The organism is Janthinobacterium sp. BJB446 (assembly GCF_002735655.1).
In the GTDB taxonomy this organism is placed as follows: Bacteria; Pseudomonadota; Gammaproteobacteria; order Burkholderiales; family Burkholderiaceae_D; genus Janthinobacterium; species Janthinobacterium lividum.
In genome coordinates this window covers 2,626,099-2,651,988 of record NZ_PDZK01000001.1, presented here as the reverse complement: position 1 = coordinate 2,651,988, position 25,890 = coordinate 2,626,099, and the positions used below count along the sequence as shown (strand labels likewise).

Annotated in this window: 28 protein-coding genes and 1 pseudogene; 20 read left to right on the top strand and 9 right to left on the bottom strand. The window is 61.4% G+C overall.

What is annotated here, in order from left to right; all coding sequences use genetic code 11:
- Positions 1–80 precede the first annotated feature (80 nt).
- The 4 genes from CSQ92_RS29060 (at position 81) to CSQ92_RS11695 (ending at position 1,635) form a co-directional block, all read left to right on the top strand.
- A complete protein-coding gene (locus CSQ92_RS29060) occupies positions 81–254 on the top strand; it encodes a hypothetical protein (RefSeq protein WP_176384904.1) in 174 nt (57 codons plus the stop codon).
- 202 nt (positions 255–456) lie between these two features.
- Positions 457–594 carry a hypothetical protein gene (locus CSQ92_RS29055; protein WP_162483240.1) on the top strand — a complete coding sequence of 46 codons (138 nt, stop codon included), beginning with the start codon at positions 457–459 and terminating at the stop codon, positions 592–594.
- A 129-nt stretch (positions 595–723) separates the two neighbouring features.
- Entirely contained in the window at positions 724–1,092 is a 369-nt protein-coding gene (locus CSQ92_RS11700; RefSeq protein ID WP_034779283.1) for a hypothetical protein, read from the top strand.
- Positions 1,093–1,176: 84 nt separating this feature from the next.
- Positions 1,177–1,635 (top strand): acyl-CoA thioesterase, encoded by a 459-nt coding sequence (locus tag CSQ92_RS11695; RefSeq protein ID WP_034750191.1) that lies wholly within the window; start codon positions 1,177–1,179, stop codon positions 1,633–1,635.
- A gap of 88 nt (positions 1,636–1,723) precedes the next feature.
- Here CSQ92_RS11695 and CSQ92_RS11690 read toward each other — a convergent pair whose 3' ends face one another.
- From CSQ92_RS11690 to CSQ92_RS11675, 5 genes and pseudogenes are all read right to left on the bottom strand, one after another.
- Positions 1,724–3,130 (bottom strand): DEAD/DEAH box helicase, encoded by a 1,407-nt coding sequence (locus CSQ92_RS11690; RefSeq protein WP_035820280.1) that lies wholly within the window; start codon positions 3,128–3,130, stop codon positions 1,724–1,726.
- A 382-nt stretch (positions 3,131–3,512) separates the two neighbouring features.
- Positions 3,513–4,034, bottom strand: coding sequence for a helix-turn-helix transcriptional regulator (locus CSQ92_RS11685; protein WP_099394683.1), 522 nt, complete (start codon positions 4,032–4,034; stop codon positions 3,513–3,515).
- 33 nt (positions 4,035–4,067) lie between these two features.
- A pseudogene (locus CSQ92_RS29205) lies at positions 4,068–4,319 on the bottom strand (hypothetical protein); the annotation flags it as partial.
- A gap of 72 nt (positions 4,320–4,391) precedes the next feature.
- On the bottom strand, positions 4,392–5,180 hold the full coding sequence (gene fabI, locus CSQ92_RS11680; protein ID WP_092605975.1) for an enoyl-ACP reductase FabI: 789 nt from the start codon (positions 5,178–5,180) through the stop codon (positions 4,392–4,394).
- A gap of 103 nt (positions 5,181–5,283) precedes the next feature.
- On the bottom strand, positions 5,284–6,696 hold the full coding sequence (locus CSQ92_RS11675; RefSeq protein WP_034779271.1) for a transglycosylase SLT domain-containing protein: 1,413 nt from the start codon (positions 6,694–6,696) through the stop codon (positions 5,284–5,286).
- Between the two features lie 338 nt (positions 6,697–7,034).
- Between CSQ92_RS11675 and CSQ92_RS11670 the strand changes: the two genes are divergently transcribed.
- Both CSQ92_RS11670 and CSQ92_RS11665 read left to right on the top strand, forming a co-directional pair.
- Positions 7,035–7,607 carry a DUF1415 domain-containing protein gene (locus CSQ92_RS11670; RefSeq protein WP_034779269.1) on the top strand — a complete coding sequence of 191 codons (573 nt, stop codon included), beginning with the start codon at positions 7,035–7,037 and terminating at the stop codon, positions 7,605–7,607.
- Positions 7,607–7,801: a DUF1289 domain-containing protein gene (locus CSQ92_RS11665; RefSeq protein WP_034779267.1), complete on the top strand. Its 195-nt coding sequence runs from the start codon at positions 7,607–7,609 to the stop codon at positions 7,799–7,801. The genes CSQ92_RS11670 and CSQ92_RS11665 overlap by 1 nt, the downstream gene beginning before the upstream one ends.
- A gap of 107 nt (positions 7,802–7,908) precedes the next feature.
- Here the strand turns inward: CSQ92_RS11665 and CSQ92_RS11660 are convergent, their stop codons facing one another.
- Positions 7,909–8,415 (bottom strand): DUF1993 domain-containing protein, encoded by a 507-nt coding sequence (locus CSQ92_RS11660; protein WP_034779265.1) that lies wholly within the window; start codon positions 8,413–8,415, stop codon positions 7,909–7,911.
- Between the two features lie 259 nt (positions 8,416–8,674).
- Here CSQ92_RS11660 and CSQ92_RS11655 point away from each other — a divergent pair, with 259 nt between their 5' ends.
- The gene (locus CSQ92_RS11655) at positions 8,675–11,812 is read left to right on the top strand and encodes an EAL domain-containing protein (protein ID WP_099394188.1); all 3,138 of its coding nucleotides are present in this window, start codon (positions 8,675–8,677) and stop codon (positions 11,810–11,812) included.
- A 10-nt stretch (positions 11,813–11,822) separates the two neighbouring features.
- Positions 11,823–14,096 (top strand): xanthine dehydrogenase family protein molybdopterin-binding subunit, encoded by a 2,274-nt coding sequence (locus tag CSQ92_RS11650; protein WP_099394187.1) that lies wholly within the window; start codon positions 11,823–11,825, stop codon positions 14,094–14,096.
- A gap of 6 nt (positions 14,097–14,102) precedes the next feature.
- Here CSQ92_RS11650 and CSQ92_RS11645 read toward each other — a convergent pair whose 3' ends face one another.
- On the bottom strand, positions 14,103–14,531 hold the full coding sequence (locus tag CSQ92_RS11645; protein WP_099394186.1) for a thioredoxin family protein: 429 nt from the start codon (positions 14,529–14,531) through the stop codon (positions 14,103–14,105).
- A gap of 277 nt (positions 14,532–14,808) precedes the next feature.
- Here CSQ92_RS11645 and CSQ92_RS11640 point away from each other — a divergent pair, with 277 nt between their 5' ends.
- Positions 14,809–15,726: a 23S rRNA (adenine(2030)-N(6))-methyltransferase RlmJ gene (locus CSQ92_RS11640; RefSeq protein WP_034749665.1), complete on the top strand. Its 918-nt coding sequence runs from the start codon at positions 14,809–14,811 to the stop codon at positions 15,724–15,726.
- 77 nt (positions 15,727–15,803) lie between these two features.
- On the opposite strand, the gene CSQ92_RS11635 is transcribed toward CSQ92_RS11640, so the two are convergent.
- Positions 15,804–16,553, bottom strand: coding sequence for an SAM-dependent methyltransferase (locus CSQ92_RS11635; RefSeq protein ID WP_070280210.1), 750 nt, complete (start codon positions 16,551–16,553; stop codon positions 15,804–15,806).
- Between the two features lie 27 nt (positions 16,554–16,580).
- Positions 16,581–17,189 carry a Maf-like protein gene (locus CSQ92_RS11630; protein ID WP_099394682.1) on the bottom strand — a complete coding sequence of 203 codons (609 nt, stop codon included), beginning with the start codon at positions 17,187–17,189 and terminating at the stop codon, positions 16,581–16,583.
- Positions 17,190–17,412: 223 nt separating this feature from the next.
- On the opposite strand from CSQ92_RS11630, the gene CSQ92_RS11625 reads away from it, so the two are divergent.
- The 11 genes from CSQ92_RS11625 (at position 17,413) to CSQ92_RS11575 (ending at position 25,885) form a co-directional block, all read left to right on the top strand.
- A complete protein-coding gene (locus CSQ92_RS11625; protein ID WP_034779242.1) occupies positions 17,413–17,910 on the top strand; it encodes a YceD family protein in 498 nt (165 codons plus the stop codon).
- Positions 17,911–18,177: 267 nt separating this feature from the next.
- On the top strand, positions 18,178–18,360 hold the full coding sequence (gene rpmF / locus CSQ92_RS11620; protein ID WP_034749653.1) for a 50S ribosomal protein L32: 183 nt from the start codon (positions 18,178–18,180) through the stop codon (positions 18,358–18,360).
- Positions 18,361–18,570: 210 nt separating this feature from the next.
- Complete coding sequence (gene plsX, locus CSQ92_RS11615) at positions 18,571–19,638, top strand: phosphate acyltransferase PlsX (RefSeq protein WP_099394185.1); 1,068 nt, start codon at positions 18,571–18,573, stop codon at positions 19,636–19,638.
- A 15-nt stretch (positions 19,639–19,653) separates the two neighbouring features.
- On the top strand, positions 19,654–20,652 hold the full coding sequence (locus CSQ92_RS11610) for a beta-ketoacyl-ACP synthase III (protein WP_034779239.1): 999 nt from the start codon (positions 19,654–19,656) through the stop codon (positions 20,650–20,652).
- Positions 20,653–20,684: 32 nt separating this feature from the next.
- Positions 20,685–21,626: an ACP S-malonyltransferase gene (gene fabD / locus CSQ92_RS11605; RefSeq protein ID WP_099394184.1), complete on the top strand. Its 942-nt coding sequence runs from the start codon at positions 20,685–20,687 to the stop codon at positions 21,624–21,626.
- Positions 21,627–21,675: 49 nt separating this feature from the next.
- Complete coding sequence (fabG, locus tag CSQ92_RS11600; protein ID WP_034749638.1) at positions 21,676–22,419, top strand: 3-oxoacyl-ACP reductase FabG; 744 nt, start codon at positions 21,676–21,678, stop codon at positions 22,417–22,419.
- Between the two features lie 178 nt (positions 22,420–22,597).
- Positions 22,598–22,837: an acyl carrier protein gene (acpP, locus tag CSQ92_RS11595; protein WP_008449912.1), complete on the top strand. Its 240-nt coding sequence runs from the start codon at positions 22,598–22,600 to the stop codon at positions 22,835–22,837.
- Between the two features lie 29 nt (positions 22,838–22,866).
- Positions 22,867–24,117 carry a beta-ketoacyl-ACP synthase II gene (fabF, locus tag CSQ92_RS11590; protein ID WP_070280213.1) on the top strand — a complete coding sequence of 417 codons (1,251 nt, stop codon included), beginning with the start codon at positions 22,867–22,869 and terminating at the stop codon, positions 24,115–24,117.
- Positions 24,118–24,238: 121 nt separating this feature from the next.
- A complete protein-coding gene (locus CSQ92_RS11585; RefSeq protein ID WP_099394183.1) occupies positions 24,239–24,787 on the top strand; it encodes a hypothetical protein in 549 nt (182 codons plus the stop codon).
- Positions 24,788–24,853: 66 nt separating this feature from the next.
- Positions 24,854–25,477 carry an RNA polymerase sigma factor RpoE gene (gene rpoE, locus CSQ92_RS11580; RefSeq protein WP_070280215.1) on the top strand — a complete coding sequence of 208 codons (624 nt, stop codon included), beginning with the start codon at positions 24,854–24,856 and terminating at the stop codon, positions 25,475–25,477.
- Positions 25,478–25,549: 72 nt separating this feature from the next.
- Positions 25,550–25,885 carry a sigma-E factor negative regulatory protein gene (locus tag CSQ92_RS11575; RefSeq protein WP_099394182.1) on the top strand — a complete coding sequence of 112 codons (336 nt, stop codon included), beginning with the start codon at positions 25,550–25,552 and terminating at the stop codon, positions 25,883–25,885.
- The last annotated feature ends 5 nt before the right edge of the window (positions 25,886–25,890 follow it).

Sequence of the window (25,890 nt, the reverse complement as noted above, 5' to 3'; positions counted from 1 at the left end):
CCGTTTAGTTCCCCCGTCGTCTGCCACTGGCGGGCGCCAGGATTTGGCCGCATCGGCTAGAGTGGGGCAAAGGAGGTCACATGCAAACCCAATTCCGTCCTGCCCCGTTGCGTGCGCACAGCACGCCCGAACCCGATATGCCGCCACCGCCGGAAGGCGATCCCGTCACGCCGCCGCCGGAAACGCCGCCCCACATCGAGCCCGTGCCCGTCGAGGAGCCGACGCCGCCGCCACCGCCCGTGAAAATGCAGTGACGGGGAGATGTGCGTCGCGTTTATTTCCGATCGGAAATGGACTGCGCGGTGGCCGCCGGCGCCACGCCATTTAAACAACAAAAACGTCAATAAATGTTGCCGAGTGGATACAAATTAAACTCTAACTGTCGAGTGTCATGCGGCCGTCACGATTCTGTTCTTATAATGAGACATCATAAAAATTCTTGTACAGGAGACCATCATGGGCAATTCCTTGCATAACAAAATCTACCTGGGCCGGCGGCCTGTGATGACCAGCAAAAACCTCGTGGCGCTGGCCCTGGCGGGCGCCGTGGCGGGTTGCGGCCTGGCCTGGCTGCTGCTGCGCAACTATAAATAAGGGCTGTCCTGCCCGTCTTCCAGTCAGCCGTCCGCCGCGCGGGCGGTGACTGATTCACGTTGCCTGTTGCCGATGCGCAGCGGGGCGCGTACCATGGGGGCCGAACACCTGGCCTTTTATGGAAAAGTAATGAAGAACGAGAAATTAACAACCGATGAATATGACGCGCTGGAGCAAGTTGCACGCGGCATCAAGACCGAGCGCCCCAGCGCTTGCGTTGCCCGCAATGCCAAGCGCCTGTCCGGCCTGAAGCTGCTCAGCTATGCACGCGATGGCCGTCTGTCCATCACCGAGAAAGCACAGCAACTGCTGTTCCTGCGCCGCTGCATCATGGGGCTGCGCGCCGTCGCCACCGATCCACTGACCAAGCTGGAATCGGATGTGGCTTACTTCCTGGGCAAGAAAGCCCACATCGTGGCGCGCGCCGAAGGCGAAGGCTACGACATTTCCGACAAGGGCCGCGAGTCGCTGGCCGATATCGACACCCTGGGCCTGTAAGGCTCACAACCGGCCCTCGTGGCCGGTTTTCACATCTCCCCTCACTTTTAATTTCCCCCTTTGGAGAATACTTTGGACAGCGCGATGAACTGGTCGGCCCACGAACTGACGATGACGGTCTTGATGACGCCCGATATGGCCAATTTTTCCGGCAATGTGCACGGCGGCACCATCCTGAAATACCTCGACAGCGTCGCCTATGCCTGCGCCAGCCGCTATTCGGGCAGCTATGTGGTGACCCTGTCGGTGGACCAGGTGATGTTCCTGCAGCCTATCCACGTGGGCGAACTGGTGACGTTCCTCGCGTCGATCAATTACACGGGCACGACGTCGATGGAAGTGGGTATTCGCGTGGTGACGGAAAACATCCAGCAGCGCCTGGTGCGCCACGCCAACAGTTGCTATTTCACGATGGTGGCCGTGGATGCCAACCGCAAACCGGTGGCCGTGCCGCCGCTGGTACTGGAAACGCCGGAACAGCACGCGCGCTTCGAGCAGGCCAAGCTGCGCAAGCTTTCGCGCCAGAAAGTGTCGAAGAAATAAGTCGTTGCGGACATAAAAAAACGGCCACCAGAGTGATCTGGTGGCCGTTTTTTATTGCTTGCCGCCCGTGGGCGGCATGGCGCCGTGATTAACGGTCGCCGTAGCTGCGGCGTGCGCCGTCGGTGCTGCGCGGGTTGGAACCCTTGTAGCCGCCGCCGGTGCTCGGTGCGCCGTCTTTGCGTGGTGCGCCTGGCTTGCTGAACGTGCGTTGACCTGGCTTCGCGCCGCCACGGTTGTCGCCTGGTTTCCAGCCGCCTGGACGGGCGCTCGAACGTGGTGCCGATGCCGTTTTCTTAGGCTCGAAACCTTCGATGACATTGACCGGGATCAATTGCTTGGTGAAGCGTTCGATACGCTTGACGTTCATGCCTTCAGCGTGGTTCACCAGCGAGATGGCCAGGCCATTGCGGCCAGCGCGGCCGGTACGGCCGATGCGGTGGACGTAGTCTTCCGGGAACTTCGGCAGATCGTAGTTGAACACGTGGGTGATCGTTGGCACGTCGATACCGCGGGCGGCAACGTCGGTGGCAACCAGCACTTTGACCTGGCCGCGGCGCATGCCGTCCAGGGTGCGGTTACGCGCGCCCTGATGCATGTCGCCGTGCAAGGCGGCAGCCGAGAAGCCGGCGATGTTCAGACGGTCGGCGATGGTGTCGGCGTCACGCTTGGTGGCGGTAAACACAACAGCCTGGTCCAGCGATTCGTCGCGCAGCAGGTGGTCCAGCAGGCGATTCTTGTGCGACAGGTCGTCGACGAAGTGAACGCGCTGGGTGATGTTTTCATGCTTGTTGCTCGAGCTTGCCACCTGGATGACCAGCGGGTTCTTCGTGATGCGGCGAGCCATGTTGCCGACGACGCCGTCCAGCGTTGCCGAGAACAGCATGGTTTGACGGCCTTCCGGCGTCGCTTCCACGATCTTTTCGATGTCGTCGATGAAACCCATGTCCAGCATGCGGTCGGCTTCGTCCAGCACCAGGATTTCCAGTTGCGAGAAGTCGATCTTGCCCGAGTCCATGTGGTCGATCAGACGGCCGGGGGTAGCGACCAGGATCTCAGGATTCTTGGCCAGCAATTGCATCTGTTTAGGGTAAGGCATGCCGCCCAGGATCGACACAGCCTTGATGCGGCGGATGCCGGTGCTGTACTTGTCGGTATTGGTGGTCACTTGCAGGGCCAGTTCGCGCGTTGGCGTCAGCACCAGCATTTTTGGCTGGGCAGCCTTGAAACGTGGACGCTCGCCGCGGGCGCGCGATGCTTGCATTTCCTGGTTCGGCGTCTTGCCGGCGGCGCTTTGTTCGGCGCTGGCCAGTTTGTGCAGCGATGGCAGCATGAAAGCTGCCGTCTTGCCCGAACCGGTCTGCGACGAGACCAGCAGGTCACGGCCTTCGATCGCGGCTGGAATCGCTTGCGACTGTACCGCGGTTGGCGCGGTGTAGCCCGATTCGGTCAGAGCGGCGATGATGGACGGATGCAGGCCTAAGGATTCAAATGTCATTCTTTTTCTTTCGTAAAAATCAGCGTTCTTGCAAAAAGCAGAACGCAAAATAGCAACGCCAACCAAAACGAAATGACTCAACTAGAAAGAAATTTCGGCACAAAAGCTTTGCGCCGGGACGGTGTCAGGTGCGACACACAAGGCGGGAGGGCTTTATAAGCGGCATCCTGTGGATGCGCTAAGGCTTGCGAAGCTGCTAAGTTTGTAGTGCATGTAACTGCGGTGTTGCCATCGCTTCAAGGAAACATATTGCAGCGCACAACGACACTATACCGTATTTGCAGCCGTTTTGCACGGCTTAAATGGGAAGAAACGACAGTCCTACCACGTTTTGATCATGTTTCCTATGTGAAATCAGTAAGAATACGTAGTTTTCTTCCGTTTAATGGAGCATGGCCACGATGTCGGCGGGCAGCGGCGGCGCCTGTCGCGTTTCCCTGGCCAGGTTGATTTGCCGGGCCGCTTGCGCCACGTCGACCAGGCTGCGTTCCAGCTGGTAAGTCCCCTTGGCCTGCAGCCAAGCCAGCACGTCGGCCAGGTGCCAGATGGTGGCGCTGCCCTCATGTACGGGCGCGGGGAAGTTGTGGCGGTGTTTGTTCATCAGCTTGTGCAGGTTTTGGCGAGACAAGCCCAGCACTTGCGCCACGTCCGTCAGTCCCACGAAGTCGGGGGCGGCCTCGACCAGCACGGCCCCGGGCACGATGGCTTTCACATCGGCCATGGCGCTCAGCAGTGCTTCGCTGGCATTGCTGGCCTCGCGCGTGAATTCCAGCGCCAGGCGTCCCGCCTGCCCGATGCCGGCCAGGGCATCGTCGCAACCGCCGCCGCCCAGGCGCTCGGCCAGCGCATCGAGGTCGGTTTCGTTATCGGGCAGGCGGTATTTGAGAGTAAAGATGTAATCCATGATGGCTACCCCCCTGGATTTGCGTTGCATGCAGTCGTGCATCAGCTTATTGAAAGTGCAGTTGTCGACCACCCGCCGTATCGCCCGTGCATGGTTGCCGGGATTTGTCGGCGTGCTCCAGATGCAGGCGATGCAGAATTCGCCGCAACGGCAGCCGGCATCGTTGTACGGGCAGCAGATCTTGCCCCAGGCATGGCTGCCACCCGTTTCTACGCGCCAGCCCTGGCTTTCCGCGTGGCGCAGCGCCGCTCCGATGTCCTTCTTCGGGTGCGGGGAGCGCGCCATGCGATGCCTCCAATGTAGGTCGATATTGGTCGGTTGTCAAGTGACAACCGCAAAACATCGGCCATCACCGCCTCACTCTACTTCGGGATTCACGGCCATCACTTGCGAAAAACCGCCATCGACGTAGGTAATCTCGCCCGTGATGCCGGAGGCCAGGTCGGATAGCAGGAAGGCGGCCGTGTTGCCGACCTCTTCGATGGTGACGTTGCGGCGCAGCGGGGCGTGCTCGGCCACAAAGCCCAGGAGTTTGCTGAAATCCTTGATGCCGGACGCGGCCAGTGTCTTGATGGGGCCGGCCGAGATGCCGTTGGCGCGGATGCCGCGCGGACCCAGCGATTCGGCCAGGTAGCGCACGGATGCTTCCAGCGAGGCCTTGGCCAGGCCCATGGTGTTGTAGTAGGGCACGGCGCGCACGGCGCCCAGGTAGGTCAGGGTCAGCACCGAAGCGCCCGGATGCAGCAGGGGCAGGGCGGCCTTGGCCATGGCGGGAAAGCTGTAGGCGGAAATGTCATGCGCGATACGGAAGCTGTCGCGCGACAGGCCATCGAGGAAGTCGCCGGCGATCGCTTCGCGCGGCGCAAAACCGATGGCGTGCACCAGGCCATCGAGATGTTCCCAGTGGCGCGCCAGGTCGCTGAAGACGGCGCTGATCTGTTCATCGCTGGAAACGTCGCAGTCGAATACCAGTTCGCTGCCGAATTCCGCCGCAAATTCCGTGATGCGCTCCTTGAAGCGTTCGCCCACATACGTGAAGGCGAGGGTGGCGCCTTCGCGGTGGCAAGCCTTGGCGATGCCATAGGCGATGGAACGGTTCGACAGCAAGCCCGTGATGAGGATTTTTTTGCCTTGCAAGAAAGCCATGACGACTCCTGTCTGGGTAGGTGGGCGGGGTGGGCGGATGTACAACCGGCCGCGACAGCAAAGCTGTGGCGGCCGGTGAGGTAGGTCAATACAGCTCAGGCGATCAGTGACGGGCCTTGGCGCGACTGTTGCCACCGCCGCGCTGGATGCGCGGTTTCACCAGGGAAATTGGCGCGGCTTGCACCTTGCCACCCTTGGCGGCGCGGCGCAGTGCCTTGGCGGCCCGTTCCGGACGGTCCGCTTCCAGCAGCATGGTGGCGCTGTCGGCGATTTCCTGGGTGATGTCCTTGTTCATCGTGGCCGAAGTTTTCGGCACGAGGATGGTGGAGCCGGCACGCAGGCTGGTGCGCTGGGGAATATTGTTGGCCTGGCGCAGCACGTCGGCCGTGGTGCCGAATTTCGACGCCAGGGTTTCGATGCGTTCGCGCGCATTGGTGATCTTGTGCGTCGTCCAGCTGGACAAGGCATGGCCCCATTGCGCCAGGTTGGTGGTGAACTTGGCGGCGTTTTCCTGCGGCAACAGAATCTTGGTCTTTTCACCGCCGATGATGACGGGGCGGTTAAATTGCGGATTCAAGGCCTTGAATTCATCCATTGACAGCTCGGCCAGCTGGGCGGCAACGGTGATGTCGATGTCGCTGGTCTTGTCGATGGCCGTGAAATACGGCTGGTTGTCGACCACGGGCAGGGTCAGGCCGAACTGGGCCGGATTGGCGATGATGTTTTTCACCGCTTGCAGTTTCGGCACGTAGTTGCGCGTTTCGGCCGGCATCAGGTCGGCCAGGCTTTCGAAGTCGGTCGGCTTGCCCAGCGCCTGGTTTTTCTTGATGGCGCGCTGCACGGAGCCTTCGCCCCAGTTGTAGGCGGCCAGAGCCAGTTGCCAGTCGCCAAACATGTCATACAGGCGCTGCAGGTAGGTCAGGGCCGCATCGGTCGAGGCCAGCACGCCGCGGCGCTCGTCCTTGAACATGTTTTGCTTGAGGTTGAAATCACGCCCGGTGGCGGGCACGAATTGCCACATGCCGGCCGCATTGGCGCTGGAGAATGCTTGCGGGTTGAAGGCGGACTCGATGAACGGCAGCAAGGCCAGTTCCGTCGGCATGCCGCGCTTTTCCAGTTCCTGCACCACGTGGAAGATGTAGCGCGACGCGCGTGCCGTGGTGCGGGCGATGTAGTCGGGGCGGGTGGCGTACCAGTTGACGTGGTTCGCCACCAGCTGGTTGTTGATGTCGGGAATCGCATAGCCGCTGCGGATGCGGCCCCAGACGTCGGCTTCGCGCAGCGGATCGGAATTGTCGCTGAGGTTTTTCAGCAGACGGTCGGTCTTTTGCAGGCGGTTGTCGAGGGTGGGGAGTTTCGCCGTGACCTGGGCGGTCATCGGGATCAGGGCGGGTGCGGCGGCGGCGACTGGCGCGTTATCGCTCTCAACACCGGCTTCGTACGCCTGGCTGAGGGCGGGCGCAAGCGCCAGGGCCAACGCCGCCAGGACGGTAGATTTAAAGGAGTTTTCGTGCATAGTGTTCCATTGTTGTCGTCGGAGAAACATCGGACAGACCCATGATCAAGCAGCGAGTGTACGTATATCCACATGCCGGAGTCAAGAATTATGTCAGCATGATGACAGGAAATAAGCGGCAATAAGTGGGTAACGGCTGAGTTTCCATTCGCAAATGCTGTCATTATTGCAAATTTAATTTGCCCGATGCGTGATTCGGCCGCTGTTATAGCATACATGGCGAGGAGGCTGGCGCAAGCCTGGATGGCGCCCGGTATGAGGCTGCGCAAAAGTGCGTACAATTTGGCTTTGGCCGGCCATTCAGCCGCCGGCCGCCTTATTAATAGAGAGTCAAGTATATGAACACCCCGCCGCGCCACGACGACGACAACGCCGTCATCATCGCCAATACCGTTGCCTGGCTGGAAAAGGCCGTGATCGGCCTGAACCTGTGCCCGTTCGCCAAGGCCGTGCACGTCAAGAAGCAGATCCGTTACGTGGTGTGCGAATCGGGCAATCCGGAAGATCTGCTGGCGATGCTGATGGACGAGCTGCAAACCCTGGCCGACACGGATCCCGAACAGATCGACACGACCCTGCTGATCCATCCGTACACCTTGAACGATTTCCTCGACTACAACGAGTTTCTCGACGTGGCCGACGCGGCCGTGGAAGACATGCACCTGGCCGGCGAACTGCAAGTGGCCAGTTTCCATCCGAATTACCAGTTTGCCGAAACGTTTGAGGACGACATCAGCAACTACACCAACCGCTCGCCGTACCCGACCCTGCACCTGCTGCGCGAAGACAGCATCGAGCGCGCCGTCGAGGCGTTCCCGGAAGCGTCGGAGATCTTTGACAAGAATATTGCCACGCTGGAAGCGTTGGGCACCGAAGGCTGGGAAAAGCTCGGCTTGCCGAAGGTGTCCTGATGGCGGACAAGGAATTGCCGCCGCGTCCAGACACGCCCTGCGTGGCCGTGTGCTCGACAACCTTTGATGAAATCTGCCGCGGCTGCGGCCGCAGCGTAGTGGAAGTGGCCCACTGGGTGTCGATGACGGATGAAGAGAAGGAAGTGGTGTGGGTGAGGATTCTGGCGCAGGGGTATCCGCGCCGGAATACCTGATTTAACCCAACTGCAACTGTCGGGGTCAGACCAGACGGGGGAATGCTTCCCAATGGGAAGCATTCCGATTCCGAAGGAACTGACCCCGGTACTTTTGGCGCTAACGATCAGTAGCTACCAATAAAATCTTTCTTGCCCACTTCAATGCCATTGTGGCGCAGGATGTCGTACGCCGTCGTCGCGTGGAAGAAGAAGTGCGGCAGCGCGTAGTGGAACAGATAGGTCTGGCCCGTGAAGTGCTTGGTCTTTTCGCCGCTGCCGGTGGTGATGGCGCGCGTTTCGCTGCCGTCGATGTCCGCTTGCGGCAGGCTTTCCAGGAAGGCGATGGTTTTCACGATGCGCGCTTTCAGTTCCGCAAAGCTCTGTTCGCTGTCTTCATACGGTGGCACGGCCACGCCGGCCAGGCGCGCGCCGCAGCCCTTGGCGAAGTCGGTGGCGATCTGGATCTGGCGCACGAACGGCAGCATGTCCGGGAACAGGCGGAATTGCAGCAGGGCGTTTGGGTCGATTTTCTTGTCTTGCGCGTGCGTTTCCGCCTTGTCCAGGATGGCGGCCAGGCTGCCCAGGATCTGTTTGAAGACGGGGATCGAAGCGGAGTAGATGGAGAAGGTCATGGTGGTTCCTCTAGGTAAAGTGGCGCGATGATAGCAAGCTGCGCGCTTTTCTGCTGGCGCCGGCCGGGCGCGCCGGGCGGCGTGTGGTTTTTCAACCCTGTTTATATGACATGAGGTAGCCGTTGGCGTGTGTTTATTGGTGACTTCCCCCGCTTTTTCCATGCATAATTGCTCCTGATAAAGTTTCTTCCCGCCTCACCACCCGATTCCCCTGTAAAGTCAATGATCGCCCGCCTGATCCCTGTTGCCCTGTTGCCGCATGTTTAATTCACCTTACCAGCGCCTGCGCGCCAGCCTGCGTGTGCTGTACGGCTCGTCTATCTATGGCGCCTTGCTGCTGGTGGTATTTGGCGGCCTCGTCGTTCCGGCCATCTTCGGCAGCTATGTGCTGGTCGGCGTGCATGAGCGCCAGTCGGCGCGCACCAGCCTGAACGAAGCCTTGCAGCGCAATGCCGATATCCTGGCGCTGGGCATGCAGGAGTCGCTGTGGAACATGAACGCGGAATCGGCCCACTCGCTGGTCGAGTCGGTGATGCGCGACCGTTCCGTGCTGCTGGTGAAGGTGCTGGGGCAGGGCGACACGGAATTCATCCGCCTGCAGGCGCCGCAGCGGCCCGTGGGCAATCTGTACCGCGCCGAGCGCGACATCCTCGTGCGCGGCGAACGCATCGGCCACGTCGTCGTCGAGATGGACGATGCGCGCAGCCAGCAGGAGCTGCGCGAAAAGCAGATCTCCTATATTTTCGTGCTGGGTGCGCAACTGGCCGTGTCGATGGCGCTGATCGTGCTGTTCCTGAACCGCCGCCTGTTGAAACCCCTGCGCCGCCTGACGCGCTTTTCCGACCGCCTGTCGCACGGCGACTTCGACACGCCCCTGACCTCGCACAGCACTGACGAGCTGGGTCGCCTGACGGCCCAGCTTGAGCAAATGCGCGCGGCCATCGGCCAGCTGTTCGAGGATGTGGGCCAGCGGGAAGAGCGTTTCCGCACCATCGTCACGCAGGTGCCGGGCGCCGTCTTCCGCTACCGGCCGGACGGCCCCATCGATTTTGTCAGCGATGCCATCGAAGAGATTTCCGGCTATTCGGCGCGCCAGTTCATGCGCGGCACCACGCATGCCTGGGCCGACCTGATCTGCCCGGAAGACCGCCGCGAGCACCGCCGCGCCGTCCGCCAGGCGGTGGCCGAGGTACGTCCATATGCGCTCGAATACCGCATCATCGACGCTTTCGGCATCGAGCGCTGGGTGGCCGAGAATGGCCAGCCGCAGGCGGGCGAGCAGGGCGTCATCTGGGTCGACGGCATCATCGCCGACATCAGCCAGCGCAAGCACCACGAGATGCGCATCGAAGCGCTGCTGACGGAGCAGAGCGCGATTCTCGACAACGTGATGTTCGGCGTGATGTTCGTGCGCCACCGCCGCATCATTTCCGTCAACCGCCGCTGCGAGGAACTGTTCGGCTACAAGCATGCCGAGATGACGGGTAATTCGACGGCCATGGTGTTTATGAGTTCGTATGACTTCGAAGAGGCGGGCGAGCGCCAGTATCCGGCGCTGGCCATGGGCGGCGATTTCAGCGAGGAGCGCCAGTACAAGCGCCGCGACGGCAGCCTGTTCTGGGCGTTGGTCAGCGGCTGCGCGCTCGATCCGCTGCGCCCCAATGAAGGCAGCATCTGGGTGTATGCCGACATCACGGCGCGCAAGGAAGCCGAGGAAAAACTGCGCCTGTCGGCCACCGTGCTCGAACATATCGCCGACGGCGTGATGGTGGTCGATGCCAGCGGCATCATCGTCACCGTCAATCCCGCCTTCACGCAGATCACCGGCTATGCCGAAGCCGAGGCGGTGGGCCAGCACTCTTCGCTGACCCGCTCGGCGCGCCACGACCCTGCGTTCTACGAAGCCATGTGGAACGAGCTGAAGGCCAGCGGTTTCTGGCGCGGCGAAATCTGGCATCAGCGCAAGAATGGCGAGCTGTATCTGGAGTGGCTGACCATCAGCGCCGTGCGCGACGCGCGCGCCGGCACCACGCATTACGTGGGCGTGTTCAGCGATATCACCCTGATCAAGGAGTCGCAGGAAAAGCTCGACCACATGGCCCACCACGATCCGCTGACGGCCCTGCCGAACCGTTTGCTGTTCCACGACCGCCTGCAGCACGCCTTGCTGCGCGCCGCGCGCGACCAGGAGCAGCTGGCCGTGCTGTTCATCGACCTGGACCGCTTCAAGAACGTCAACGACACCCTGGGCCACCATGTGGGCGACGAATTGCTGCAAAAGGTGGCCGGCCAGCTGGCGGCCCGCCTGCGCGAAGGCGACACCCTGGCGCGCCTGGGCGGCGACGAGTTCATCGTGCTGCTCGAACGCGTCGACGGCGAGTACGGTGCGACGCAAGTGGCGGAAAAGCTGATGACCATGTTCGACCAGCCGTTCACGGTGGCCGACCATGAACTGTTCGTCACCTGCAGCGTGGGCATCAGCCTGTATCCGGACGATGCGCTGGACTTGAACATGTTGATCCGCAATGCCGACGTGGCCATGTACCAGGCCAAGGCGCGCGGGCGCAATGGCTACCGCTTCTATGCGCCGTCGATGACGGGCGAAGGCGTCGAGCGGCTGCGCCTGGAAACCTTTTTGCGCCGTTCGCTGGAAAAGAACGAGATGTTCCTCAATTACCAGCCGCAGGTGGAAATCGACACGGGCCGCCTGGTTGGCGTCGAGGCGCTGGTGCGCTGGAACCACCCGGAACTGGGCCTGGTGCCGCCTGCGCGCTTCATCCCGCTGGCCGAGGATAGCGGCTTCATCAACCAGCTGGGCAAATGGGTGCTCGACGAAGCATGCCGCCAGATGATGCGCTGGCAGGCGCAGGGCTTGCACGTGCCGAAGATGGCCGTGAATCTGTCGGTCAAGCAGTTCGAGCGGGGCAGCATCGCCGGCATGGTGGCCGACATTCTGAAGGAAACGGGTCTCGAGCCGCAGCGCCTGCAGCTGGAAGTGACGGAGTCCGTCATCATGAACACGGGCGACGCGCTCGGTTTCATCAACGACTTGCACGCCATCGGCGTGGGCCTGGCCATCGACGATTTCGGCACCGGCTATTCCTCGCTCGCGTATCTGAAGCAGCTGCCCGTGCAAACCCTGAAGATCGACCGCTCCTTTATCAAGGATATCTCGACGGACGTCAATGACGAAGCGATTGCGATTGCCATCATCCAGCTGGGCAAGAGCATGCAATTGTCCGTGATCGCCGAAGGCGTGGAGACGGAAGAGCAGGCGGCTTTCCTGCTGCGCCATGGCTGCAAGCTGGCGCAAGGTTATTTTTATAGCCGCCCGGTGCTGGCACAGGATATGCTGGAGCGCTGGATCGACCCGCTGGATCAACCACTAACTAATTAAAGGGTATCCCATGGCCGGAGAAAAAAATACGTCGCGCCGCCGTTTCCTGCTCCGCGGCCTGGGTCTCGGCGTGGCCGGCGTGGGTGCCCTGGTACTGGGCTGGGGCGTGCTGCCGCCGCGCCAGCGCCTGCATGGCAGCGTGCCGCTGCCGCTGCAGGATGGCGCCGTGGCGCTGAACGGCTGGCTGGCCATCGGCACCGATGGCGCGGTGACCCTGGCCATGCCGCGCAGCGAGATGGGGCAGGGCGTGCATACGGCCTTGCCGATGCTGGTCGCAGAGGAGCTCGACGTGCCGCTGTCCAGCGTGAAACTGATCCAGGCGCCCATGGACAAGATCTTCGGCAATGTCGCCATGCTCCAGGACGGCTTGCCTTTCCACCCGGACGACCAGGGCCGCGTAAAAGCGCTGGCCCAGTGGACGGTGGCCAAGGCGGCGCGCGAGCTGGGCGTGATCGTCACGGGCGGCTCGTCGAGCGTGAAGGATGGTTGGGGTCCCATGCGCGAAGCGGGCGCGTCGGCGCGCGCCATGCTGGTGGGGGCCGCCGCCGCGTTGTGGCAGGTGCCGGCTGCGCAGTGCCGCACGGAAAATGGCGCAGTGCTGCACCCGGATGGCCGGCGCGCCAGCTACGCCAGTCTGGCGCAGCGCGCCGCCGCAATCGACCCGGGCACCCCCGTGCTGAAGCTGCCCAAGGATTTCAAATTGATCGGCCAGCCGGCGCCGCGCCGCGACACGCCATCCAAAGTCAATGGCAGCGCGCGTTTCGGCATCGATGCGCGCCCGCCCGGCATGCTGTATGCGGCCCTGCATCTGCCGCCGCGCCTGGGCGATATCCTGTCCGCGTTCGACGCGGCGCCCGTGCTGGCCATGCCCGGGGTGAAAAAGGTGCTGGACCTGACGCCGCACCTGGCTCAGCGCAGCGTCTCGTGTGCCGCCGTGGTGGCCGACACCTGGTGGCGCGCCAGGCAGGCGGCCGCCGCGTTGCCGACGCAGTGGAAGGCTGGCCCGCAGGCGAATTTGTCCAGCGCCGGCGTGTATGCGGAGTTTGCCCGCCTGCTCGATAGCGAAGCGGGCTATGCCTATCACGCCAGCGGCCAGGTGGAAAGCAAGGCCGTGCAGGGCATGCGGCAGGTTACTGCCGAGTACCGCGCGCCATTCCTCGCGCACGCCGCCATGGAACCCGTCAACTGCACCGCGCAGGTCAAGGATGGCAAGGTGATGCTGTGGGTCTCGACGCAGGCGCCCGGCATCGCCGTCGACGTGGCGGCGAAAGTGGCCGGCGTCGCTGCGAAGGACGTCGTCATCGAGGTGCTGCTGCTCGGTGGCGGTTTCGGCCGCCGCCTGGAAGTGGACATGATCGCCCAGGCCGTGGCCATCGCACTGCAGTGCGGCGGCGCGCCCGTGCAGCTGGTGTGGACGCGCGAACAGGATACGCAGCACGATATGTACCGTCCCGCCGCGCTGGCCCGCTTTGCGGCCCGCCTCGATGAACACGGCCGCATCGCTTCCTGGGACAACAAATCCGTCAGCGGCTCCATCACGCACCAGTTTTTGCAGCGTAATTTCGGCTTGCCCGGTGCGGGGCCGGACAAGACCACGGCCGAAGGCGAATTCGACATGCCGTATGAAATTGCCAGCCAGCGCATCGTCCACGTGATCGCCGACAGTCCTGTGTCCATCGGTTACTGGCGCTCGGTGGGGCACTCGCACAACGCTTTTTTCAAGGAAAGCTTTATCGACGAACTGGCCCACGCGGCGGGGCAGGATGGCATCGCTTTCCGCCGTGCCATGCTGGTGCGGCACCCGCGCCACCTGGCCGTGCTCGATGCGGCAGTTGCCAAGGCGGGAACGCCTCCGCCCGGCCATGCGCATGGCGTGGCCTTGCATCAGTCGTTCGGCAGCATCGTGGCGCAAGTGGCGCAAGTGTCCGTGGAAAACGGAGAAATCCGCGTGCAGCGCGTGGTGTGCGCCATCGATTGCGGCATCGCCGTCAATCCGAACATCATCGCCCAGCAGATGGAGTCGGCCGTGCTGTTTGGCCTGTCGGCGGCGCTGGGCGGCGAGATCACCTTCAAGGAGGGGAAAGTCGAGCAGGCTAACTTCCACGACTATGCCGTGCTGCGCATGGGGCAAACGCCCGAGGTGGAAACCGTCATCATCGCCAGCGCGGAACACCCCGAAGGCGTGGGCGAGCCCGGCACGCCGCCGATTGCGCCGGCCGTGGCCAACGCCGTGTTCGGTTTGACGGGGAAAAGGCTGCGCAGCCTGCCGCTGCGCCTGGGTTAATTTACATCAAGCCAGGGTGGCGGCGAGGAGGTTGCGCAGATTGCAGTCGCGCTGCCAGTCGCGCCGCTCCTGCGTGCTGGCGGCCAGCGCCGCCAGTTCCGCCCCGCTGAGCGCCTGCTGCGCCTGCACCATGCGGTGCGCCAGGCCGCCGTCGGGCAGCACGGTGCCGAAGAAGGCCACGTTGTCCTCGTGCTGGATCAGCAGGGTGGGGAAGTTGTCGATGTCGAGGTCGCCCACTACGTCGGCCTGGTCTTCGATGTCGACCCAGACGAAGACGGTGTCAGGATGGCGCGCGGCCAGTTCCTCGAATGTGGTGCGGTAGCTGCCGCAAGTGCCGCACCACAGCGCGCACAGGCAGGCCACCGTCCAGCGCGGGCCGGCCAGGGCTGCCGCGACGTCGGCGCGGTTATCGGTCGTGAGGGTCAGGCTGTGCATGGTCGTATCTAGTTAGTAGGGCGATGGGCGCCGGGCGCCCGATGCGCGTATTCTACCGCGCCCGGCCACCGCAGTCCCGGGAATGCATGGGCTTGTTTATCCGTGTTTTTTGATGCAATACACCTTTCTGGTGGATAATGCTGGTTATTGCGCGCTGATTACGCTGGTCCATGCTGTTTCCTGGCCCCGCAGCCTGACCCCTCCAGTCTGTTTTCATGCCCTGCCCGGTGTCAGCGCTCCCGCCTTTATTTATTTTTATTATGGAATTAGCCAGCTTATGTTGAGTTACCGCCACGCCTTTCACGCGGGTAATCACGCCGATGTGTTGAAACATTATGTGCAGATTCAGTTGTTGCAATATCTGAATCAAAAAGATACCGCCTATAGTTATATCGATACCCACTCCGGCGCGGGTGTGTATGCGCTCGACGGTGGCTATGCGTCGAAAAATGCCGAGTACGAAACGGGCATCGCGCCCCTGTGGGACCGCACGGACTTGCCGGCCTCGTTGGCCGAGTACATGAAGCTGATCAAGGAAATGAATCCGAGCGGCAAGATGCGCTACTACCCGGGGTCGCCGTACTGCGCGGACAAGGTCAGCCGCGAGCAAGACCGTCTGCGCCTGTTCGAGCTGCATCCGGCGGACGCAAAGATTCTGGCCGACAACTTCCGCAAGGTCGAGGCGCATGCGCTGGCCCAGGGCGAGCGTCCTACCGTGCGCGGCAAGCGCGTGCTGATCACCAAGGCAGACGGTTTCCAGAGCCTGAAAGCCCTGCTGCCGCCGCCATCGCGCCGCGCGCTGGTGCTGATCGACCCGCCATATGAAGACAAGATGGATTACCGCAAGGTCAAGGACACCCTGGCCGACGCCCTCGTGCGCTTCCCTTCGGGCATGTATGCCGTCTGGTACCCGGTGCTGCAGCGCATGGAATCGCGCCAGTTTGCCGACAAGCTCAAGCAATTGCCCAGCTCGGACTGGCTGCACGTGACCCTGACGGTCAACACTCCGTCGCCGGACGGTTTTGGCTTGCACAGCAGCGGCATGTTCATTTTGAACCCGCCGTACACGCTGGAGCCGATGTTGCGCGAAGTCATGCCTTACCTGGTGAAGGTGCTGGGCCGCGACGATGGCGCGAAGTTCGTATTGGAAACGGGCAAGGGCGGACAGAAAAATACCGGTACAAGAAGAGTGTAATCATACTTCTCTTGGTAGTGCTGTAATAAAAAACGCCACGGGCAATGTACCCGTGGCGTTTTTTTATGGGCGGGGGGTTACTGTCCCAGCAGCAGGAACACGGTCGGTTTCTTGTGGAAGTCAGGTGCCTTGCCGGCGGCCAATTGTTTCTTCCACTGGCCGCCATTCCACGTTTGCACGCTTTCCGTGTCCAGGCTCAGGTCGGTGGCAACGCAGATCAGGGTCGACGGCGCGCATTGCGCCACCAGCGCTTCGAGCATGGCCGCATTGCGGTACGGCGTTTCGATGAACAGCTGAGTCTGCTTTTCCGTGCGCGAACGCACTTCCAGTTCCTTGATGCGCTTGGCGCGCAGGGCCGCGTCCGTGGGCAGGTAGCCGTTGAAGGCGAAGCTCTGGCCGTTCAAGCCGCTGGCCATCACGGCCAGCAGGATCGACGACGGCCCCACCAGCGGGCGCACCTTGATGCCGTGCTGATGCGCCAGGCGCACCAGGTCTGCACCGGGGTCGGCCACGGCGGGCACGCCCGCTTCCGAGACGAGGCCCGCATCGCGCCCCGCCAGCAGGGGGGCCAGCAAGCCGGCCAGCGCTTGCGCCGGGGTATTTACGTTAAGTTCGGAAATCGTGATTTCCTGCAGTGGCTTGGCCAGCGGATGCTGGTTGCCGATCAGTTTCAAAAAGGCGCGCGCCGTCTTGGCGTTTTCTGCCACGAAATAATCGAGCTGCGACGTGATCTGCCGTACTTGCTCTGGAATAATGTGGGCCAGCGGGTCGGCCGGGCTGTCGGACAGGCCGAGGTGGTTGGGAATCAGGTACAGGATGCCGGTCATATTGTTATTGTCGGTATATTCAATGAATTAAAGGGTGAAGAACGCGACACTCGCCTTGCGCAGCATGCCGGTGAGGGCGATCAGGGGCAAACCGGTGAGGGCGGTCGGGTCGGTGCTGTCGATGCGCTCGAGCAGGGCGATGCCCAGGCCCTCGTTCTTGGCGCTGCCGGCGCAATCGTACGGCTGCTCGATGCGCAGGTAGGCGTCCAGCTCGGCATCGGGCAAGTCGCGCACGGTGACGAGGGTCCGGATATCTTCCACTTGCGCCACAGGCGGACTCTGGCGACCGTCGAGCAGGCACAGGGCCGTGTGGAACACGGTCTGGCGCCCGCGCATGGTTTGCAGCTGCAGCAGGGCGTTCGCATGGTTGCCCGGCTTGCCGATCTGCGCACCGTCCAGGGTGGCGACCTGGTCGGAGCCGATGACGAGGCTGCCAGGGTAGCGGTCGAGTACGGCCTGCGCCTTTGCCTGGGCCAGGCGCAGGGCCGTGGCGCTGGGGCTTTCGCCTGGCAGCGGGCTTTCGTCGAGATCGGGAACGGCGACCTCGAAAGGCAGGCGCAGGCGTTCCAGCAATTCCTTGCGGTAGGTCGAACTCGATGCAAGAATCAAGCGCAATGGGACGGAAGTTGGTATCATTCGGTAGTGGATGGCGGCCGGCATGGCCGCGCTGGTCGATGTCAGTGGAATTTCACGCAAATTCCAGGGCGCAGAGCCCACAACTGAGGCTCCATGCGGCATGACGGTGTTGATGAAGTTGTCATGTTTATGGCAATGATTGCGTCAAAAAAGATGCTTAGCCTTTGACTCCGTGCTAAAAACCCTGTTATTATCGCAGGTTTTCCGGGGAAATTTTCTACCAATGAATGCTTTTGTGATCGACGCCTTTGATTTTTGTCGTATCAGCGGGAGCCGCGAGGGTGTAACTCCTGTCGCTGAAATGACCCGGTTGACCAAGGATTGTGCAGATAGTTCCGGCGAGATCGCCTGGAAGATCGTCGGCGGCACCAGCAAGCTGGGCTACCCACAACTGACCTTGTCGGTCAACGGCACCGTTCAGCTGGTTTGCCAGCGCTGCCTGACTCCGTATGCTTACGCAATTGATTCGACGACCACTCTGATGCTGGGCAAGGATGACGAGCACGCGGACGAGATCGAAGAAATCATCAACGATGAATCGATCGACGTGATCGTCGGCAGTCGCAGCATGGATGCCGCGGCCCTGATCGAAGATGAAGCCTTGCTGGCCCTGCCGCAGGTACCCAAACACGACGTCTGCCCCGATACGGCGCAGCTCGATGCTCTCAAGACTGAAAAGAAGTCGCCGTTTGCGGCCCTGAAAGATTTGAAGCCAGAATAAGTTAAGAGAATAAGTAGTAGTGGTAGTTTGTAGGGGGTCTCAAAAACCGTAGCGAGCGGTCAGCGCAGCAGGTTTGTGAGGTTCCGAGTAAAGAACGTGTCAAACGCGTGTAGTAATCGAGTATGGCAAGTGTAGTGAAATGTAATTGTAATAAACGATGTCGGTCCGGGCTATTTTCGGGTAGTCTTTGCCGCTGGGATACTCGATTCGCATGTATTTGCTAATCGATTGTGCTAAAATTTTAGAACTTATGTATTAGGAGTCATCATGGCAGTTCAACAGAACAAGAAAACCCCTTCCAAGCGCGGCATGCACCGTTCGCACGACTTCCTGGTCGCGCCGCAATTGAGCGTCGAGCCAGTTACCGGCGAAACACACATGCGTCACCATATCAGCCCTAACGGCTTCTATCGTGGCCGTAAAGTGTTGAAGACCAAAAACGACGAGTAATCGACGTTTTTGTTGGGTAAGATGAAAGCGGTGTTGCGTGGTTATTCGGCGTGGCGCCGCTTCTTCTTTTTTATCGGCTGCAATTCATCTTGCGCACCCGTCATTTTGAATCAAGCTTGCTCAGGCGGTGCATGACATGCTGCGCCCTGCATATGCTCCAGTCCGATTCACATCTTGCCGCACGCCCGCAGCGGTATTGAATCAACACAAATGACAATCAAAATTTCTATCGACTGCATGGGCGGAGATCACGGTCCCTCAGTCACTATCCCCGCAGCAATTTCCTTCGTAAAACATGAGCCTGAAGCTGAACTGATCCTTGTTGGATTGGAAGACGTGATCCGTGCCGAACTGAAAAAACATAAAGCCGACACGCATCCGCGCCTGTCGGTATTGCATGCCTCCGAACAAGTTACCATGGACGATCCCCTGGAAGTGGCCCTGCGCCGCAAGAAGGATTCCTCCATGCGCGTGGCCATCGAACAGGTCAAGAACGGCGTGGCGCAAGCCTCCGTTTCCGCCGGTAATACGGCAGCCCTGATGGCCGTGTCGCGCTATGTATTGAAAACCATGGCCGGCGTCGACCGCCCGGCCATCTGCAGCATCTTGCCGAATCAAAAGAACGGCCCCACCTACATGCTGGACCTGGGCGCCAACGTCGATTGCGAACCGCATCACTTGCACCAGTTCGCCATCATGGGTTCCGTGCTGGTGTCCGCCATGGAAGGCATCGCACGCCCGACGATCGGCTTGCTGAACGTGGGCACGGAAGATATCAAGGGCAATGAAGTGGTGAAACTCACCTCGAAGCTGCTGCAGGCCGACCACGAGCGTGGCGCGCTGAACTTCTACGGCAACGTGGAAGGCAACGATATCTTCAAGGGTACGACCGATATCGTCGTCTGCGACGGTTTTGTCGGCAATGTCACCCTGAAAGCCATTGAAGGTCTGGCGCGCTTCATGAAAGACGTGCTCACTTCCGAATTCAAGCGCAATCCGATTACCATGCTGGGCGCGCTGATCGCCCGCGGGGCCCTGAAAGCCATCGGCAACCGTTTGAATCCATCGCGTTACAACGGCGCCAGCCTGCTGGGCTTGCGTGGCCTCGTCTTCAAGAGCCATGGCAGCGCCGATGCCTATTCGTTCGAATGGGCCTTGCGCCGCGCCTTTGATGCGGCAAAAAATGACGTGCAAGCGCACCTGGCCAGCCTGATCGCCGAGCTGATGCCGCGCACGCCAGTACCGGACGAACCTACATCAACAAGCTCTACCATTTAGTGGACGGGTATTTGCATGACTGTTTTTAGCAAAACTTACAGCAAAATTATCGGTACCGGCAGCTACTTGCCGGAGAAGCGCGTCACCAACCAGGATTTGACCGAACAGCTCGCCGCCAAGGGCATCGAGACGTCGGATGAATGGATCGTGTCGCGCAGTGGCATTTCGGCGCGCCATTACGCGGCGCCGTCGCAAAACTCCTCGGACCTGGGCGTGGAAGCGGCCAAAAAAGCCCTGGAAATGGCTGGCCTGAACGGCAATGACCTGGACTTGATCATCGTTGCCAGCTCGACTCCCGATTTCTTCGGCAGCTTCCCCAGCACGGCCTGCATCGTGCAAAACAAGCTGGGCATCACGAACAACTGCGCTGCCGTCGACGTGCAAGCCGTCTGCAGCGGTTTCGTGTATGCGGTCGCCACGGCCGACAGCTTCATCCAGTCGGGCATGCACAAGAATGTGCTGGTGATCGGCGCCGAAGTGTTTTCGCGCATCCTCAATTTCGACGACCGCGGCACCTGCGTGCTGTTCGGCGACGGCGCCGGCGCCATCGTCATGACGGCCTCCAAGGAGCCGGGCATCCTGGCCACCAAGCTGCACGCGGACGGCCGCCACTCGAACATCCTTAGCGTGCCGGGCAGCCTGGCTGGCGGCGCGCTGGACGGCAGCGCCTTCCTCTACATGGATGGCCCGGCCGTATTCAAGCTGGCCGTGTCCGTGCTGGAAAAGGTCGCGCACGAAGCGCTGGAACACGCCAACATGACGTCGGACCAGATCGACTGGCTGATCCCGCACCAGGCGAATATCCGCATCATGAACAGCACCGCCAAGAAACTTGGCTTGCCGCTGGAGAAGATGGTTGTCACCGTCGACCAGCATGGCAACACCTCGGCCGCCTCGATCCCGCTGGCGCTCGACATCGCCGTGCGCGATGGCCGCGTCAAGAAGGGCGACAACGTCATGATGGAAGGCGTGGGCGGCGGCTTTACCTGGGGCGCCGTGCTGGCGCGCATGTAATCCCGCAACACTATTAAAAAAACGGAGTCGACATGACACAATTTGCATTTGTTTTCCCAGGTCAAGGCTCGCAAGCGATTGCGATGCTCGACGGTTTCGCCGGCAACCCCGTGGTTGCGCAGACCGTTGCCGAGGCGTCGGACGCCCTGCAATTCGACCTGGGCAAGCTGATCGCCGAAGGTCCGAAGGAAGAGCTCGATCTCACCACCAATACGCAGCCGGTGATGCTGACGGCGGCCGTGGCTTTCTACCGCGCCTGGCTGGCGGCCGGCGGCCCCGTGCCGACGGTCGTGGCCGGTCACAGCCTCGGTGAATACTCGGCGCTGGTCGCCGCCGGCGTCATCCCGTTCAAGGATGCCGTGCCGCTCGTGCGTTTCCGCGCGCAAGCCATGCAGGAAGCCGTGCCCGTCGGGCAGGGCACGATGGCTGTCGTGCTGGGCTTGTCGGATGACGACGTGCGCGCCGCCTGTGCGGAAGCGGCGGCGGAAAACCCGGCCCTGGTGGTCGAGCCCGTCAATTTCAATGCGCCTGCACAAGTCGTCATCGCCGGCCATACGGCGGCCGTCGAGCGCGCCTGCGAACTGGCCAAGGCCAAGGGCGCCAAGCGCGCCATGAAGCTGCCCGTCTCCGCGCCATTCCACTCGTCGCTGCTGAAGCCCGCATCGGACCGTTTGCGCGAATACATGGCCGGCTTGACGTTCTCGGCGCCGCAGATCGCCCTGATCAACAACGTCGACGTGGCCATCGTCAACGATGTGGCCGGCATCAAGGATGCACTGGTGCGCCAGGCAGCCAGCCCCGTGCGCTGGGTGGAAACCATGCAAAAAGTGGCGGCCGACGGCATCACGCAAGTGATCGAGTGCGGTCCGGGCAAGGTCCTGATGGGCCTGGCCAAGCGCATCGATCCGGTGCTGGTGGGCGACGCCATCGTCGATCAGGTATCGCTGGAACGCATTTTGACGCAGCTCAAATAAACATCAGACCGCGGCAGCCTGCCTGCCGCGGTTGCTCTTAAGGATACTCATGAATTTAGCAAATCAAGTCGTGCTGGTCACGGGCGCCTCGCGCGGCATCGGCCGCGCCATCGCCACCGAACTGGGCAAGCAGGGTGCCACCGTGGTCGGCACCGCCACCTCGGAAAGCGGCGCGCAAGCCATCACCGATTACCTGGCCGCCGAAGGCGTGACGGGCAAGGGCCTGGTCCTGAACGTGACCGATGCGGCGCGCTGCGCTGCCGTCGTCGATGAGGTGCAGAAAACCTACGGCAGTCTGTCGATCCTCGTCAACAATGCAGGCATCACGCAAGACCAGCTGGCCATGCGCATGAAGGACGAAGAGTGGGACAGCGTCATTTCCACCAACCTGTCGGCCGTCGGCCGCCTGTCGCGTGCCGTGCTGCGCGGCATGATGAAAGCCAAAACTGGGCGTATCATCAACATCACGTCGGTGGTGGCTTCGTCGGGTAATCCTGGGCAAATGAATTACGCGGCGGCCAAGGCCGGCGTGGAAGGCATGAGCCGCGCCCTGGCGCGCGAAATCGGCAGCCGCAACATTACCGTGAACTGCATCGCCCCGGGCTTCATCGATACCGACATGACCAAGGCGCTGAGCGAAGAGCAGCACGCGGCCCTGTTGACGCAAATTCCCCTGTCCCGCCTGGGCAAGCCGGAAGACGTGGCAGCTGCGGTGGCCTTTTTGGCTTCGCCGCAAGCGGCGTATATCACGGGCACGACCCTGCACGTGAACGGTGGAATGTACATGAATTGATGTGAAAGCTAGACGGGGCGGGCGTTTGTGGCATGATTCAACGGCCGTTTTTGTCTATAATCGCATCTTTTAGCAGCAGCTTCGGTCGAATTAGCAGCAGACACCGAAATTAGTATTCGGACGCGCAAACCTGATAAAATGCGCGCACTTTCCGTAACACACACTTTGGAGCCATAACATGTCGGATATCGAACAACGCGTTAAGAAAATCGTCGCTGAGCAACTGGGCGTTGCAGAAGCAGACATCAAAATCGAATCCTCCTTCGTCGACGATCTCGGCGCCGATTCCCTGGACACCGTGGAACTGGTCATGGCCCTGGAAGACGAATTCGAAATGGAAATCCCTGACGAACAAGCTGAAAAAATCACCACCGTGCAACAGGCGATCGACTACGCCACTGCACACGTCAAGGCCTAAGCCTGTCTGACCGACTTCAGGAGAATCGCTTGAGCCGTTCTAAAAACCGTCGTGTTGTTGTCACCGGCCTGGGCTGCGTTTCACCTGTCGGCAATACTATTGCCGAGGCGTGGGGCGCAATCATTGAAGGTAAATCCGGCATTGCCACGATTACCAAGTTCGATGCACTGCCATTCACCACGCATTTTGCTGGTGAAGTCAAAGGCTTCAATATCGAAGAGTACATCTCCGGTAAGGAAGCCCGCCACATGGATACCTTTATCCATTACGGCATGGCTGCAGGCATCCAGGCGATGCAGGATTCCGGTCTGGAAGTCACTGAAGAGAACGCCGAGCGTATCGGCGTGATCATCGGTTCCGGTATCGGTGGCTTGCCGCTGATCGAAGAGACCAAGTCCGAGTACGAAAAGCGCGGTCCGCGCCGTATCTCGCCATTTTTCGTGCCTGCCTCGATCATTAACATGATCTCTGGCAACCTTTCGATCAAATATGGTCTGAAGGGCCCGAACCTGGCGATCGTTACAGCGTGTACCACCGGTTTGCACAGCATCGGTGCCGCAGCGCGCATGATCGAGTACGGCGATGCCGACGTCATGATCGCCGGCGGTGCTGAATCGACCGTGTCGCCACTGGGCCTGGGCGGTTTCGCTTCGGCGCGTGCCTTGTCGACCCGCAACGACGATCCGGCAACGGCATCGCGTCCGTGGGATACCGACCGCGACGGCTTCGTGCTGGGCGAGGGCGCTGGCGTCATGGTGCTGGAAGAGTACGAGCACGCGGTGGCCCGTGGTGCCAAGATCTATGCCGAAGTGCATGGTTTCGGGATGAGCGCAGATGCTTATCACATGACCTCGCCGCTGGAAGATGGTAGCGGCGGCAGCAAATCGGTGATCGCGGCCCTCAACAACGCTGGCTTGAACGCGGATCAGATTCAGTACCTGAACGCGCACGGCACGTCGACCCCGCAAGGCGACGTGGCGGAAGTGATGGGTATCAAGCGCACCTTCGGCGAGCACGCCAAGAATCTGGTCGTCAACTCGACCAAGTCGATGACGGGCCATTTGCTGGGCGGCGCGGGCGGTCTGGAAGCGGTGTTTACGGTCCTGGCATTGCACCATCAGGTGTCGCCACCGACCATCAACATCTTCAACCAGGATCCGGCTTGCGATCTCGATTTCTGTGCCAACACGGCGCGTGATATGAAGATCGATTATGCAGTGAAGAATTCGTTCGGCTTCGGCGGAACGAATGGCACGCTGATTTTCGGTAAAGCGAAATAAGCAGGAACTTTCAAGCGCTCGCTACGGTCAAACTGTAGTGAGCGCTGATTCGGCGCCAACGCTCGTTGGCGCCTGAATTTGCCCGGCATGGTGCCGGCGCGCCTTTTTTTTCCCATGAAGTATGTCGATCGCGGTAGCGGCTGTCATTCGCACGCCTGTCTGTTTGCGCCTGTTGCAAGCGGTGCTGGGGTTGTGCGCGGTGCTGGCCGCCTGGCCCTTGAGCGGTGCGTGGCGCGTTGCTGCCGTGTCCGGGACTGCTTCCGGCCCTGGTCAGCTGGTGGGCGGCTACGCGCTGGGCTGGGGTTCTGCGCTGCTGAGCGCGGCTGGCGGCGTGTTTTTGCTGGCTTTGCTGCGCCGGCGCAGAAAGCCGCAGGCGCTTGATATTTCGCCGGTTGGCCAGTTGCGCCTGGCGGTATATCTGGAGCATGGCGAGGTGCCAGGGGCTATTGCTGACGGGGGAGCGGAGCCGGCCGGGCCGGGGCTTGCGGGGGTGCAGGGGCTGCGCCTGTTGCCGGGCTCGACCTTGTGGCCGTCGCTGCTCGTGCTGTGCCTGGCCGATGCGGCCGGGCGGCGCACGGATGTGCTGGTGCAGCGCGGCGGCGGCTGCGCCGCCTTCCGTCCGCTGGCCGTGGCTTGCCGGGCGATCGCGGCGCGGAACAGGGAAGAATAAAAGTGCGGCGAACACTGAACTTCTTGCAGCGGGCCAACTCTATATCCATACAGGCGCCCACGCTGCATGACTACAGGGACATCGGGCGTGAGGACAGAGCGCGAGTATGATCAGTTGCTGGTCGAGCGGGTACAGGCTGGCGACAAACGGGCATTTGATGTGCTGGTATCGAAATATCAGCGCCGCTTGATGCGCCTGGTGTCGCGCCTCGTGCATGACCCGGCGGAGGCCGAAGATGTGGTGCAGGAAACCTTTATCAAGGCCTACCGGGCGCTGCGCCATTTCCGCGGCGAGGCTGCCTTTTATACGTGGTTGTACCGCATCGGCATCAATACTGCCAAGAATTATCTCGTCACGCAGGGGCGGCGCGCCGCCACGTCCAGCGATACCGACGCCGAGCAGGCGGAGTCTTTCGATGACGGTAATAAATTGCGCGATAACAATACACCCGAATCGGTGCTGGCCAGCAAGCAGATTGCCGCCACCGTCAATGCGGCCATGGATGTGCTGCCCATCGAGTTGCGCACGGCCATCGTGCTGCGCGAGATCGAGGGCCTGAGCTATGAAGAAATATCGGAGATCATGGCGTGCCCCATCGGCACCGTGCGCAGCCGGATTTTTCGCGCGCGCGAAGTGATTGCGGAGAAATTGAAGCCATTGCTGGACATGCCGATTGACAAGCGCTGGTAATCTGGGGAGTATGAGGTTGGCATGGCTGCGTCCGTTTTCCGCACCGACCCTCTTGAAATGGCAGGATCCATCATGGATACGCACACACGATTGCACGAGACTATTTCCGCGCTGGCCGACGGCGAGCTGGCGGCGAACGAACTCGAACTGGCTTTTGCCGCCCTCGATACGCCATCGGGACGGCAAGCCTGGGATGCCTATCGCCATATCGGTGACGTGCTGCGCTCGGAGCAGTACGGCCATGCCTTGAGCGCCCAGTTCGATGCGCGCCTGGCCAGCCGCCTGGCCGCCGAGCCGGCGCCCGATGAGCCGGCTGCCCATGCGGAGCCGCTGCCACCCCTTGCCGCCGGCATCTTGCCGCCGGGCACGGCCGAACCGCTGGAGGCGGGGCCGCTGGCGCAGCGCTAGCTGTC